Origin of the sequence: Streptomyces sp. NBC_00287 (assembly GCF_036173105.1) — a bacterium.
GTDB lineage: Bacteria > Actinomycetota > Actinomycetes > Streptomycetales > Streptomycetaceae > Streptomyces.
This window is the reverse complement of sequence record NZ_CP108053.1, coordinates 1,392,194-1,405,429: the sequence shown is the minus strand read 5'-3', so window position 1 is coordinate 1,405,429 and position 13,236 is coordinate 1,392,194. Positions and strand designations below refer to the sequence as shown.

Annotated in this window: 12 protein-coding genes and 1 pseudogene; 7 read left to right on the top strand and 6 right to left on the bottom strand. The window is 71.7% G+C overall.

Annotated features, from left to right (window positions below; all coding sequences use genetic code 11):
- Positions 1-84: 84 nt before the first annotated feature.
- On the top strand, positions 85-948 hold the full coding sequence (locus OHT76_RS06275; RefSeq protein WP_328869748.1) for a phosphatidylinositol-specific phospholipase C/glycerophosphodiester phosphodiesterase family protein: 864 nt from the start codon (positions 85-87) through the stop codon (positions 946-948).
- 110 nt (positions 949-1,058) lie between these two features.
- Entirely contained in the window at positions 1,059-1,253 is a 195-nt protein-coding gene (locus OHT76_RS06270) for a hypothetical protein (RefSeq protein WP_328869747.1), read from the top strand.
- Between the two features lie 18 nt (positions 1,254-1,271).
- Here the strand turns inward: OHT76_RS06270 and OHT76_RS06265 are convergent, their stop codons facing one another.
- The 3 genes and pseudogenes from OHT76_RS06265 to OHT76_RS06255 form a co-directional block, all read right to left on the bottom strand.
- Entirely contained in the window at positions 1,272-2,507 is a 1,236-nt protein-coding gene (locus OHT76_RS06265; protein ID WP_328869746.1) for a phosphodiester glycosidase family protein, read from the bottom strand.
- A gap of 75 nt (positions 2,508-2,582) precedes the next feature.
- Positions 2,583-2,942, bottom strand: a complete 360-nt coding sequence (locus tag OHT76_RS06260) for a DUF779 domain-containing protein (protein ID WP_328869745.1) — start codon at positions 2,940-2,942, stop codon at positions 2,583-2,585.
- Positions 2,943-3,020: 78 nt separating this feature from the next.
- A pseudogene (locus OHT76_RS06255) lies at positions 3,021-3,491 on the bottom strand (nucleotide triphosphate diphosphatase NUDT15); the annotation flags it as partial.
- A 224-nt stretch (positions 3,492-3,715) separates the two neighbouring features.
- On the opposite strand from OHT76_RS06255, the gene OHT76_RS06250 reads away from it, so the two are divergent.
- The 4 genes from OHT76_RS06250 (at position 3,716) to OHT76_RS06235 (ending at position 7,399) form a co-directional block, all read left to right on the top strand.
- The gene (locus OHT76_RS06250) at positions 3,716-4,150 is read left to right on the top strand and encodes a VOC family protein (RefSeq protein ID WP_328869744.1); all 435 of its coding nucleotides are present in this window, start codon (positions 3,716-3,718) and stop codon (positions 4,148-4,150) included.
- A gap of 25 nt (positions 4,151-4,175) precedes the next feature.
- Positions 4,176-5,066, top strand: a complete 891-nt coding sequence (locus tag OHT76_RS06245) for a dioxygenase family protein (protein WP_328869743.1) — start codon at positions 4,176-4,178, stop codon at positions 5,064-5,066.
- 143 nt (positions 5,067-5,209) lie between these two features.
- Positions 5,210-6,472: a phytase gene (locus tag OHT76_RS06240; protein WP_328876463.1), complete on the top strand. Its 1,263-nt coding sequence runs from the start codon at positions 5,210-5,212 to the stop codon at positions 6,470-6,472.
- Between the two features lie 141 nt (positions 6,473-6,613).
- Positions 6,614-7,399, top strand: coding sequence for a thioesterase II family protein (locus OHT76_RS06235; protein WP_328869742.1), 786 nt, complete (start codon positions 6,614-6,616; stop codon positions 7,397-7,399).
- 8 nt (positions 7,400-7,407) lie between these two features.
- Here the strand turns inward: OHT76_RS06235 and OHT76_RS06230 are convergent, their stop codons facing one another.
- Positions 7,408-10,203 (bottom strand): helix-turn-helix transcriptional regulator, encoded by a 2,796-nt coding sequence (locus tag OHT76_RS06230; RefSeq protein ID WP_328869741.1) that lies wholly within the window; start codon positions 10,201-10,203, stop codon positions 7,408-7,410.
- 513 nt (positions 10,204-10,716) lie between these two features.
- On the opposite strand from OHT76_RS06230, the gene OHT76_RS06225 reads away from it, so the two are divergent.
- Positions 10,717-12,114 carry an FAD-dependent oxidoreductase gene (locus OHT76_RS06225; RefSeq protein WP_328869740.1) on the top strand — a complete coding sequence of 466 codons (1,398 nt, stop codon included), beginning with the start codon at positions 10,717-10,719 and terminating at the stop codon, positions 12,112-12,114.
- Here the strand turns inward: OHT76_RS06225 and OHT76_RS06220 are convergent.
- Together OHT76_RS06220 and OHT76_RS06215 are read right to left on the bottom strand one after the other, a co-directional pair.
- Positions 12,083-12,499 carry a nuclear transport factor 2 family protein gene (locus OHT76_RS06220; protein ID WP_328869739.1) on the bottom strand — a complete coding sequence of 139 codons (417 nt, stop codon included), beginning with the start codon at positions 12,497-12,499 and terminating at the stop codon, positions 12,083-12,085. The genes OHT76_RS06225 and OHT76_RS06220 overlap by 32 nt on opposite strands.
- Positions 12,500-12,547: 48 nt before the next feature.
- Positions 12,548-12,985 carry a nuclear transport factor 2 family protein gene (locus tag OHT76_RS06215; protein ID WP_328869738.1) on the bottom strand — a complete coding sequence of 146 codons (438 nt, stop codon included), beginning with the start codon at positions 12,983-12,985 and terminating at the stop codon, positions 12,548-12,550.
- Positions 12,986-13,236 lie beyond the last annotated feature (251 nt).

Below are 13,236 nucleotides of genomic sequence, written 5' to 3'. Positions count from 1 at the left end.
CAACTCCTGGCATGTACAGGTTCCTTGAGGGCCCGACCGCTTCATACTCCCTGTGGTTCAGATCGGCCCACAGGGAGGCAGAACATGGCGCTCATCACTCGTCGCAGAGCCCTCACCACGGTCGGCGCCGCACTCGCGGGCGTCCTCGCCCCGCCCGTCGGCAGTGCGTTCGCGACCGAGAACAAGCACCGTCCGCGCCCGTTGTGGCGCGCCCACGCCCACAACGACTACGAGCACCCGCGCCCCCTCCTCGACGCCCTCGACCACCGGTTCGGCAGCCTGGAGGCCGACATCTTCCTCGTCGGCGACCAACTGCTCGTCGCCCACGACCCCGAGGACCTCGACCCGGCGCGCACCCTGGAATCCCTCTACCTCGACCCGCTCGCCGCCCGCGTCAAGGCCAACCACGGCTCCGTGTACCGCGGTTACCGCAGGCCGCTCCAGCTCCTCATCGACATCAAGACCGAGGGCTCCTCGACGTACCTCGAACTCGACCGGCACCTCAAGCGCTACAAGCACCTGTTCACCACCTACGCCCACGGCCGCGTCCTGCCCGGACCGGTGACCGCCGTGATCTCCGGCGACCGCGCCGCCCGCGTGCCGATGGAGGCGCAGAGCGTGCGCCGCGCCTTCTACGACGGCCGGCTCGCCGACCTCGGCAGCGCGGCCCCCGCCTCGTTCATCCCGCTGATCAGCGACAACTGGACGAACCACTTCACCTGGCGGGGCATCGGCGCCTTCCCCGACGCCGAGCGGCAGAGGCTGACGACGATCATGCAGGCGGCGCACTCCCGCGGGCAGCGGGTGCGCTTCTGGGCCACCCCGGATCTCCCCGGCCCGGAGCGCGACGCGCTGTGGACCGAACTCGTCGCCGCCGACGTCGACCACCTCAACACCGACGACCTCGCGGGCCTGCAGGCCTTCCTGGAGGCGAACGACCGCATGTGACACCACACGTTCGGCGGACAGGTCAGCCGCCCGGACGAACCCTCCGCTACGCCACACTTGCGGCCGAACGCCGTGAACCGGACGTGACGGCGTGGCGGAGGAGGTTGACGATGGCGATTTCCATCTCTGTGGTGCTGCTGCTCCTGATCCTTGCGGTGATCTTCCTGCGCAACGGCGGGCTGAAGATCTCCCACGCGTTGGTGTGCGCGCTGCTCGGCTTCTACATGGCCAGCACGAGCATCGCGCCCACCATCCAGAGCGGCCTCACGGCCACCGCCGACATCGTCAGCAGTCTGAGACCGTGAGGCCGCCCCGGTACGACGTCAGGGGGTCGTGAAGACCCCGATGCCGTTCGGGACGGGCCGTTCCACGCCGCCCGAGGGATGGTTGCGGACCGTGACCGCCGAGGCCCCCGGAGCCCGGGCGACCAGGGTCGAGGATCCGCCGCCGTCCAGGCTGAAGGCGTCGGCCGAACCCAACCTCCGCATGGTGTCGGCGATTTCGGCGATGGTCAGACCGCGGTACGCCGATCCGCCGTCCAGCGAGAACAGCAGCACCTGCTTCCCGCCGCCCCCGATGCCCACGGCGCTGCGCACCGCGGAGGTGTTGTTGTCCAGTCCGGGCAGCGGCTGCCCTCCGGAGAGCACCGGGTACCCGCCGACCGCGAACCGGTACGCGACCCGCGAGGCGGCCGCCACCAGCCGGTGCCGTACCTTCACCGGCTGACCGATGACGAACTTCCGCAGCTCCTGCGCCCCCGCCTCCCGGCCCACCAGCACCGTGGTCCCGGCTTCGATGACACCGCCGCCCGGGCTGTCGGCGGTCGACACCACCCGGCCGTCCCGGATTGTCACCTCATGGGTGTCGCCGCTGCACGGCGCCGCCCGGTCGGTGTCGGTGCCGCAGGTCGCGCGCACCCGGGAGGCGAAACCCCACTCGGGGGTGAACGCGCCGATGGAGTTCACCGGCAGCGCGTACTGGTTGAGGCCGCCGAGCTTGAAGTTCCCGGTGGCGGTGCGGATCGAGCCGGCCAGCGCCATGTCGTCGAGCCGGGCCCTGCGGTCCACGCCCATGCCGATGACGTCCTCGGTGGAGGTGCCGGGCGGCAGCGCGGGCCCGAAGCGCTGGCCGTTCGGGACGGCCGCCTTGAGGGTACGGCCGCTGGCCACGGCCGGTCCGACGCTCGCGCCGGTCGCCTCGACGCCCGGGTGCTGGGTCTCGGTGATGTTGAAGAAGTCGCCGTTCACCCCGGCGACGGCACCCTGGGCGTCGGCGAGGCGGGAGATGGGTGCCCGTGCGGACACCTTCCCCGGGTACAGCAGGTCCAGCGTGACATGCGGGTCGGTCAGGTCGACGCGCAGCAGATGGCCGTGCGCGGTGCCGCGGGCGCCTTGGATGTCGAACTGCTCGTAGACGACGCCCGGGGCGAGCCGGGTGGCGCCGGGAACGCCGCTGGCCGGTGCCGCCCCCACCAGGGCGGTACCGGCCAGCGCGCCGAGTGCGGTGAGAAAGGTCAGTGCTGTTCTGCCTGTCGTGAACCGTTTCTGACGTCGTGTCACAGTCCCCCCTGAGGGCTCGTCAACTGTCCCAGGACTCAGGGGAAGTGCATCAGATCGAGGCGGACGACGGGGTGGCTATGCGCCGACGACGCGAGAACGGATGAGGAAACGCACCCCCTCGGGCGCCTCCAGCGAGAAGCCGCTGCCCCGGCCCTCGACCACGTCGACGATCAGCCGGGTGTGGCTCCAGGCCTCGTACTGGCTGCGGGACATCCAGAAGCCGACCGGCTCCTCGACGCCGTCCACATACAGCTCCGCGAGCAGGACGTCCGAGCCGCCGGTGCGGAACTCGCCCTCCGGATAGCACATGGGCGCGCTGCCGTCGCAGCAGCCGCCGGACTGGTGGAACATCAGCGGGCCGTGCGCCGCGTGCAGCCGCCGCAGCAGATCGGCGGCCGCGGGCGTGAGTTCGACGCGCGGGATCTCCTCGTACATGCCAACCATCCCCAGGGGAACCGGATCCGGGTCACGGACGGACGAGGGCACCACACCGGAGGTTGCGAGAGGGTTGCACTACGGCGTCGCGTACGGAGTGAAGTGGGCCGGCGTGTGGTCGATCGGCAGGCCGGGGCGCCAGGCGGTGAGGGCCTGGGCGCTGCACACGAACAGCTCCTGCGGCAGCCGGTCCAGCGGATACCAGCGCCAGTCGCCGACCTTCTCGTCGGGCTGGTCGGCGGGCTCGCCGTGCCAGGCGGTGACCTGGGCGGCGACGGTGACCCGTACGACCCCGTCGACCCGGTCGAGGAGGGTGCCGAGAAGTCGTACGTCCGCCGCTCGGGCCGTCAGGCCGGTCTCCTCGGCGAGCTCGCGGACCACGGTCTCCTGGAGCGACTCCCCGGCTTCCACCATGCCGCCCGGCAGCTCCCAGGTGCCGTACCGGTGGCGGCCCAGGAGCAGGCCCCGGGGGCCGTGGAGGATCGCGCCGACGCCGAGTGCCGTCTGGGGGACGGGTGGGCGGGGAGTGCGGGGGCGGGAGGAAACGCGGGTCATCGGGCTCCGGACCTTCGTAGGTGGGTCTTTTGGCCTACCTATGGTGTCGGACCACGCGCACCCCGAGCCGCCGGAGGGACAGCTCGCACCGGACGGCTCAAAACCGCTCGCTCAGGCGGCGACCGTCTGTCTAGGGTGATCGTTGCGGCATCGCGTGTCGGTCACCGGCCGGGTGAGGCATGGAGGTGCCGCGGAGTTTGCCTGTGGAGGCATTCACCTTGTCAGTCGAGTTCAACCACACCGTCATTGCCTGCCGGGACCGCGAGGAGTCGGCCCGTTTCCTCGCCGGGATCCTCGGCCTCGAAGTCGGCGAACCCGCCGGGCCGTTCCTGCCCGTCGAGACCGCCAACGGCGTCACACTGGACTTCGCGACCGTCGGCCACGACGTCCCGACCCAGCATTACGCCTTCCTCGTCTCCGAGGAGGAGTTCGAACAGATCCTCGCCCGGCTCGTCGCGGCGCGGGTCCCCATCCAGGCCGATCCGCACGGCAAGCACCCGGGCCGGATCAACCGTAACGACGGCGGCCGGGGCGTGTACTTCCGGGATCCGTCCGGACACGGCATGGAAGCACTCACCCGCCCCTACGGCTCCGATCCCACCTCGGAGCTGAACGGGGTCACCGAAGAGGTGCCGGGCGCGGCCGTGAACTGACCGCGGCGGTGAAGGAGGCGGACCGATGACCGAGCAATCCCGCGAACCGTCCGGATTCTTCGCGGCCGAACGGTCCGCGGAGATCGTCGCCGCCTCCTTCGCCGGTGCCGAGGACGAGCGGCTTCGCGAGATCCTCACCTCCCTGGTGCGGCATGCCCACGCCTTCGTCAAGGACGTGGGCCTGACGGCCGAGGAGTGGGCCGCGGGGATCCGCTTCCTCACCGAGACCGGCCGGAAGTGCGATGCCACACGGCAGGAGTTCATCCTGCTCTCCGATGTGCTCGGGGTGTCGATGCTGGTGGAGTCGCTGAACAACCCGGCCGACGGAGAGTCCACCGAGGCGACCGTGGAGGGCCCTTTCCACCTGGTCGACTCGCCCGAGCGAGAACTCGGGGACGCCATCGGGGAGGGCGGCGAGCCCTGTCTGGTCACCGGGCGCGTCACCGATACCTCCGGGGCGCCGGTGGCCGGGGCGCGGGTGGATGTGTGGCAGGCGGACGCGGACGGGTTCTACGACGTGCAGCGGCCCGGCGAGGTGCCGGGCGGCAATCTGCGCGGGCTGTTCACCGCCGATGCCGACGGCCGGTTCTGGTTCCGTACCGTCGTACCGCGTCACTACCCGATCCCCACCGACGGCCCGGTCGGCGCCCTCCTGCGGGCGACCGGCCGCCACGCCAACCGCGCCGCCCATATCCACTTCCAGGTGTCGGGGCCCGGCATCCGCACCCTGACGACCCATCTGTTCGCCGACGACTCGCCCTACTTGGACTCCGACGCGGTGTTCGGCGTGAAGGCGAGCCTGATCCGTACGTTCGCCAGGGTCGACGATCCGGATCGGGCCGCCGAGCACGGACTGCCGAACCCCTTCCGGCACGTGGACTTTCCGGTCACTATCCGTCGCGACGCGAGTGTGTAGTGTTCATGCCACGTAAATCTCCCGGCAAGTGACGGACGCTCACCCTTCACACGCGCCCGAAAAGCTGCGACACGCATCCGATCATGAGCCTAAGGAGCGCGTCCGTGCCCGAGTTCCGTAACCGCCGATCGCACGTCTTCCTGATGACGGCCACGCTGGTGGCACTCGCCGTGACGCTGCCCGCACAGGCGCAGGCGTCGTCCGACCTGCCCGCGCTCACCCCCCGGGCCGAGACGGCGCCGCTCTACGACGACGAGGCGGGCGGCAACTCCGACGCGGACGACCCGGCGATCTGGCGCAACGCCGCAGACCCGGGCCGCAGCCTGGTCGTCGCGACGGCCAAGGAGGGCGGACTTCGGGTCTACGACCTCGACGCGCGCGAGATCCAGTCCGTGCCCGCCCCGGCAGGACCGACGCCCGAGGACGCCCCCGGCCGCTTCAACAACGTCGACCTGGTGCAGGGCCTGAAGCTGTCCACCGGCCGCGCCGACCTCGCCGTCACCAGCGACCGCGGCAACGACCGGCTGCGCTTCTACCGCATCGACCGCGACCGCGCCGACGGCCCGCTCACCGACGTCACCGACCCGGCCGCAGCGCCCGTCTTCAACGCCGACCAGGAAGAGATCAACGACCAGCGCACCGCCTACGGCCTGGCCACCTGGACCGACCGCGCGACGAGCCGCTCGTACGCGCTGGTCAGCCGACGCGAGACCACCAGTGTCGCCCTCCTGGAACTGCTCCCGGGCCGGAACGGCACCGTCGGCTACCGCAAGATCCGCACCATCGACCTGCCCTCGGCCTTCCGCCTCCCCGACGGCACGTCCTGGACCCCCTGCCTGGAGCCCGGTGAACTGCCCCAGATCGAGGGCATGGTGGTCGACCCCGCCAACGGCGTGCTCTACGCCGGCCAGGAGGACGTCGGCATCTGGCGCCTGCGCGCCGACCTCACCGGCACGCCCAAGCTCCTCGACAAGGTCCGTGAGTTCGGCGTCCCCGGCACCTACGACGAGGCCACCGAGGAGTGCACCCCGGGCGCCGACCCCGGCTACGGCGGTACCCGTATCTCCGCCGATGTCGAGGGCCTGACCCTGCTCCCCGAGGCCGATGGCGACGGCTACCTCCTCGCCTCCAGCCAGGGCGACAACACCTTCGCCGCGTACGACCGCGAGCTCGACGAGAACAACGAGTACGAGGGCGGCTTCCGGGTCACGGCCGCCTCCGCGACCCTCGACGGCTCCGAGGAGTGCGACGGAGCGGCGGTCCTGAACGCCCCGCTCGGCCGCCGCTACCCCAACGGTCTGCTGGTCGTCCAGGACGGCGACGAGACCCCGCAGAGCGACGACCGTACGGCCACCGGCTTCAAGTTCGTCGACCTCGCTGATGTGATGGACGCCCTGGAGGACTGAGCTGACGGATGCGCTGCGGCGCAGTGGTTTCTAGGGGTCGTAAGGGGTTCTGCGGTGCCTGGTACGGCTCGTAGGGTGCGAATTGTCGTGTCGTCGAGCCAACTGTCTCGCTCTGAAGCGAACGCGGAGGTACCGCCCGTCATGTCGGCAGCATCCGGTCCGTACGACACCTGGTTCCGCCGGTACGAGCCCGGCTCGCCCGGTGCCGTGAAGCTCGTCGCGCTGCCGCATGCCGGTGGTTCCGCGCCCTACTTCGTGCCGTTGGCCCGTGCGCTCGCGCCGGAGCTGGATGTGCTGTGCGTGCAGTATCCGGGCCGGCAGGAGCGGTACCGCGAGCCTGTGCCCACCGAACTGCGGGAGCTCGCGGACCAGGTGTACAAGGCACTTGTCTCGGTCCCGGTGGGCCCCGTGGTGCTCTTCGGGCACAGCATGGGTGCCGTCCTCGCCTACGAGATCGCCCGTCGGCTGGAGGAGTCCGGCGGGGGCGAACTGCTGGGCGTCATCGCCTCCGGGCGGCGCGCTCCGCACCGGTACCGCGAGGAGACCGTCCACCTCCGGGACGACGACGGGATCATCGCCGAGATCCGTCAGTTGAGCGGCACCGACCCGGGAGCGCTGGCCGACGAGGACCTGCTGCGCATGGTGATGCCCGCGCTGCGCGCCGACTACCGGGCGGTGGAGACCTACCGGACGACACCCGGCGCCGCCCCGCTGAGCGCGCCCGTCACCGTGCTGACCGGTGAGAGCGACCCGCGGGTGAGCGCGGACGACGCCCGGGCATGGGAGGAGTTGACGAGCGGGACCTTCCGCCTCCGGTCCTTCCCGGGCGGCCACTTCTACCTCAATGGCCGGCCGGCGGAGGTGACGGCGGCGATCCGGGAGAGCGTCGGGGCCTTCCGCTCCGCCGCCGCGCCGACCTCGCCGTAAAGGGGGCCCTACTTGCCGAGCGCGCCCACGGCGGCCAGCCGGGTGGCGAGATCGGTGCGCTGTTTCACATCCAACTTCCGGTAGATCCGGGTCAGATGCTGCTCCACGGTGCTCACCGTGATGAACAGCTTGCTGGAGATCTGCCGGTTGGTGTGCCCCTGCGCGGCGAGCGCGGCGACCCTGCTCTCGGCCTCGCTCAAGGCACCGAGCTGCTCGGCGCGTTCCGGGCGCTGCCGCCGCGGTCGCTCCGGGCAGAGCGACTCCTCCGCAGGCGCCCGGGAATGGGCGCGGCGAGCCACCACCGGGGCCGGACCGGTGGGTTGACGCAGCGACCGTGCCCGGTCGGACAGCGCGCGGGCCAGTTCGCGCCGGTCCCCGCTGTTCTCCAGCAGCTTCACCGCCCGAACCAGCAACTGACGGCCCTGCTCGGGCGGCACAAGACCGGCGAGCAGCCGCAGCGCTGAGCCCCGGGTGCGTTCGTCCACGGGCCGGGCGGGATCGAGCTGCTCCTCCAGCAGCCGTACGGCCTCCCGCTGCTGCCCGAGGGCGATGTGCACCCGGGCGAGGTCCAGGCGCCACGGCACCAGGGCCGCGGAGTCCATCCGCCAGGCCGCCATCTCCCGGCGGACCCAGCGCAGATCGTCGGCGGCGGCCCGGCGGCAGCCGATGGCGAGTTGATAGCGGGCGCGCGCGGCCAGATAGTGCAGTCCGAGCGGCGTACGGAAGGACTCCGCGGGGACCGGCCGGGCGAGCCAGCGGTCGGCGTCCTCGAACCGGCCCGCCTCGGTGGCCGCGGCCACCAGGGTGCCGAGCGGAGCCGCCACCGCGACCCCCCACGCCTGCGGCGTGATCACCGTCAGCGCGGCCCGCCCCTGCTCCTCGGCCTCCTGCGGACAGCCGAGCCGGAGCGCCGCCTCGGCCCGGATCGCGTGCAGGACCGCCTTCCAGCTCGGCGCGTACCCCACCGAGGGCCGGGCCAGCAGCAGCCGCGTCCACTCGCGGACCGGACCCGGCCGTCCCGCGTACACCATCACCAGCAGCAGGGCCGCCAGCAGGCCGAGCGCGCCGTCGTCGGCGAGATAGCGCTGGATCATCGACTCGGCGTCCGCCGCCGCGTCCCGCCCACCCCGCTCGGGGGCGAGGGTGTCGGCGAGCAGTGCGAGCGCGTCCAGATGGCGGCCGGTGACGGAGGTGGCCGTACCGGAGTCCGTGCTGCTCCGGGCCTCGGTGCGGGCCTGTGGGTAGTGGTCCGGGCGGCAGAGCGAGATCAGCAGGCGGGCCGCGGCGAGCCGGGCGCGGGTCTTGGGGTCGAGGTCGGGCCGCCGGGCGACGGCCGTGACGATCGCGCAGGCCGTGTCACTGCGTTCCTGCCACAGCAGCGCGGGTACGCCCGTGAGCGCGGCCGGCGGGTAACCGTCGGGCCCCTCGGCCGCGGCAAGCGCCCCGAGGTCCGTGGTGGCGGACAGCGGGTTGAGCTGCCAACGGGAGCGCAGCAGCATGCTGTCGGACGAGGTCCACCCCTGGCCGCCCGGAGCCTGACGCTGCGTCAGCCGTAAGCAGGCGCAGGCGAGGTCGGGGCGGCCGGAGTCCAGCGCCTGGGCGGCGGCCCGATGCAGCGCGGGCTGCGCCCAGTCCGGCTCGGCCCAGTCGGCGCCGATGAGATGACGGGCGATCACCTCCGGCTCGGCGCCGAACTCGTGCAGCACCGCGGCCACCCTCCGGTGCAGCCGGCGCCGCTCCTCGGCGGGCAGGTCCGCGAGGACGGCGGCGACCAGCGGACGCCTGATCCGGTCGCCGTCCACCAGCCCGGACTGGCCCAGCAGTTGGAGCGCCTGGGCGGTCAGGTCCGGGGTCAGGGCGAGTAGCCGGGCCAGCACCGGCATCGGGGTCGGACGGCCCAGCACGGCGAGGGTCTGCGCGGTGGCCCGCACCTCGGGCTCGTGCCGGTAGAGCGAGCAGAGCACGGCTTGGGCCAGCGGTGCGTCGCTGCCGCCTCCGGGCGCGGTGCCGGTTGCCGTCGGGTCCTCGAGCAGGGCGCGCATCAGCAGCGGGCTCCCGCCGGTCAGCGCGGGCGCCCGGCGGGCGATACGGGCACGTGCCGAGGGGACCGGGTGGGTCTCCGCGAGCATGCCCAGTGCCTCGTCGGTGAGCGGGGCGAGGTCGATCCGGGAGAAGCACGGCTGGCTCATCAGCTCGGCCCGGAAATGCGGATGCGGGGCGCGCAGCGCCGGGGACTCGGTGAGCACCACCATCATCCGCTTGTGCCGCAGCCTGCGCACCGCGTACAGCAGACACTGCAGGGACGCCTGGTCGGCATGGTGCACATCGTCGATGGCGATCACCAGGGGCGCGGGCCGGGCCAGATCGAGCAGGGCGGCGAGTCTGCCGTGCACGGTGGACGGCAGCGGCTGTTCGGCGGTGGCGGGCCCCGGGTAGGGGGGACCCTCCGGTTCCGGGGTGGTCAGCCCCGCGAGGTCGTCGCCGGGCGGCGTGGGCGGCGCGGTGCGGGCGAGATGTCGTACGGCGGAGGCGACCTGGCGTATCGACGCCCGCCCGAGTCCGGAGCTGTCGATGAGCTGGTCCATGACGGCGAACTGGAGATTGCGCTCGGCCCGTGAGCCGACGGCGCGCAGCAGATGGGCCGAGCGCTGGGTCACATAGTCGGCGAAGGCCTCCAGCAGCGCGGTCTTGCCGCTGCCGACCCCGCCGGTGATCAGACAGACCTGCCCGCCGTGCTGGTCGCCGCAGTTGTGGAATGCCGTGCGCAGCCGGTCGAGCTGTGCTTCCCGCTGTATCAGTGCCACTCGCGTCGGTCTCCCTTGAACGCGATGTCATGGAACAGATCGGCGTTTTCCCAGTGCATTGCCGTTTGCCTTTGTTTTCGGCCGCCCTGTGACGACCGGCGCCTCCTGTCAGAGGGGGCGTGTCGTGGCTCTCCGATGGGCTGAAGGTAGTCCTCGCGTGTGGAGCCTCGGTCGAAACCGGAGCGGCGGGTGCTCGCGTACACGTCGACGGTTACGGCGGATCCGAGCCGACAGCTTACGACAGATCAAGGGCACAATTCTTGCCGAATCTTTGCCGACTTACGGCTTCCCACAGCGCTCCCTGTGACTTTCCCAAGGCGCCCCCCTCCGACCTCCCGCTATACCGGCATGACATATTCCGGATATTGCCGAGCGGAGTGCCTACCCCTGTTGTCCGGCTTAGGGGTTGACGCCCCGGCATGCCGGTCCACCGTTGATTAGGGGTTGGTCGGCCGGGTGTTGGATCCCTACATTTCGAGGCCTGGTCCGGGTGCCGGCGGAAGGGAACCTCCAGTGTCGACGAAGCCCAGCCACGGTGCCGTGATCGGCGGCGGACTCGCCGGCATGCTCACGGCACGGGCCCTGCGCAGACACCTCGACCGGGTCACCGTCATCGATCGTGACGACCTCCCGGGCGGCCCCGAGCCGCGCAAGGGCGTCCCCCAGGCCCGCCATGCCCATCTGCTGTGGTCGGGCGGCGCGCGGATCGTGGAGTCGCTGCTGCCGGGCACCGTCGAACGCCTGCGCGCCGCGGGCGCCCGTCGCATCGGGGTCCAGTCCGACCTGGTCAACATGTCCCCGTACGGCTGGCAACGACGCTTCCCCGAGACGCAGTTCCTCATCGCGGTCGGCCGGCCGCTGCTGGACTGGATCGTCCGGGACCAGGTCCTCGCCGACCAGGGCATCACGGTGCTCGCCCGGACCGAGGTCCATCAACTGCGGGGCAGTGGTGGGCACCTCGACGGCATCGCCGTCCGCGACCTCGACGGCGGCGAAGTGACCGAACTGGACGCCGAGATCGTCGTGGACGCCAGTGGACGCGGCTCCCGGCTCCGCCAGTGGGTCGCCCCGCTGGGCATCCCCGAGCCGGAGGAGGACGTCGTCGACTCCGGGATCACCTACTCCACCCGGATCTACCGCGCCCCCGAACGGGCCGCCGCCCGGTTCCCCATGGTCAGTGTGTACGCCGATTTCCGGGCCGGAGTCCCGGGCCGCAGCGGGCTGATCCTGCCCATCGAGGAAGGCCGGTGGATCGTCACTCTCTCCGGCACCCGGGGCGCCGAACCCGCCACCGACGAGGCCGGGTTCACCGCCTTCGCCGAAGGGCTGCGCCACCCCCTGGTGGGCGAGGTGCTCGCCACCGCCGAGCCGCTCGGCCCGGTCCGAGGCTCCCGCAGCACCGCCAACCGGCGCATCCACTACGACCGCCTGGACCGCTGGCCGGACAACCTGGTGGTGCTCGGCGACGCCTTCGCCGCCTTCAACCCCGTCTACGGCCACGGCATGAGCTCCGCCGCCCGTGCGGTCGCCGTACTCGACCGCACCCTCCGCCGCCACCGGGGCAAGCCCGACCTGGCGGGCACCGCGATGCGCGGGATCGCCGCGGCCATCGACGACCCCTGGATCCTCGCGGCCTCGCAGGACGTCTTCTACCCCGGCTGCCGGGTCGAGGCGAAGGACCCGCGGCTCTCCGAGGAGCTGCACAGCCGCCAGGACTTCTCCGAACGCGTCGGTACGGTCGGGCTGTCCGACCCGGTGGTCAGCGCGGCGTCGGCGGGCGTGACCACGCTCGCGGCCCCCGTCTCCAGCCTTCAGTCACCCGCGGTGCTGGGCGCGCTGCGGTCGGGTCCTGCGCAGCCGGCGCTCACCGAGCCGCCGCTCACCGCGCAGGAGTGGGCGCTGCTGCGCTGACCGGCGCCAAGTCGGACCGGCCCGCGATCACGCGGACGTCGGAGATCAACCCCGCCCCATCCACCCGCATCAGGCTGACCAGCCGAAAGGCCACCCGGCTGCCGTCGTCGGCGCCCGGCACGGCCATCGTCCCCGAGACCTCCAGCGTCACGCTCGCCCCGTCCAGAGCCGCCGTGAGGGTGCCCGGGGTCTCCTGGATGCCCGCGGCGACGGCCGCCCCCAGATGCCGGCGCACTGCCGCCCGCCCCACCAACGCCTCAGTGCCCACCGGGTCCTGGAACCGCACATCGGGAGAGAAGAGGGCGAGGACACCGTCCAGATCTCCGGCGTTCAGCAGCCGGCAATACTCAAGAACCACCGCTTTGCGCTTCTCCTCGTCCACCACCGCGCACACCCTCCTGAAATGCTCGGGTCCGACTCGAATTCCTTGGAATCAGTCCAGAAAACGAACGTCCGACCGGCCCCAGTAAGCGCGCATCTCCTCGATCAACCCGCCCGGGCCGACTTCGACGACCAACATGCAGGTGAACTCCATGCGCGCGTTCTGTGGTTCTTCCGGAGTGTCCAGCATTCCGTAACGCACCATCAACGGCCCGTTCGGAAGGAAATTCATCGTGGAGGTGACAGGAACGGCGGCATGCCGCCCGTCGGGCGCCGCCACGGGCTCCCCGTACGCGTCATGGACCGCCGCCGCCACCGCGCCCGCGATATGCGAACGCAGCGCGCCATGCCCGACGCGCGGACCGGCACCCACCGGATCCTCGAAGCGAACGGCGGGCGAGTACAGCGCCAACAGCCCTTCCACATCACCGGCGTTGATGCGCTCGCAGTGCGCCACGGCCAGGGCCTTCAGCGTCGCTTCGTCGGGCACGGTCCTCGTCCCTCACCGCTCGGCAGCACACTGACCGGAGCAGTGTCACAGCCCCGCCGCGAGCGGCGGTACCCCTACCCGCCCCCACCCCCTATTCCCCTCGCCCCTGTAAGCGGCGCCGGTACGGAGGTCAGGGGTTGGGCCATCCCGTCGGCGTTCCTACTGTTGACGTCATCTTGGCCCGGAGCGCGGGGTGACGAGAACGCCGGACCACGGACCGCCGTTTGACGCAGCGCGGGGGAGAAGTCGCG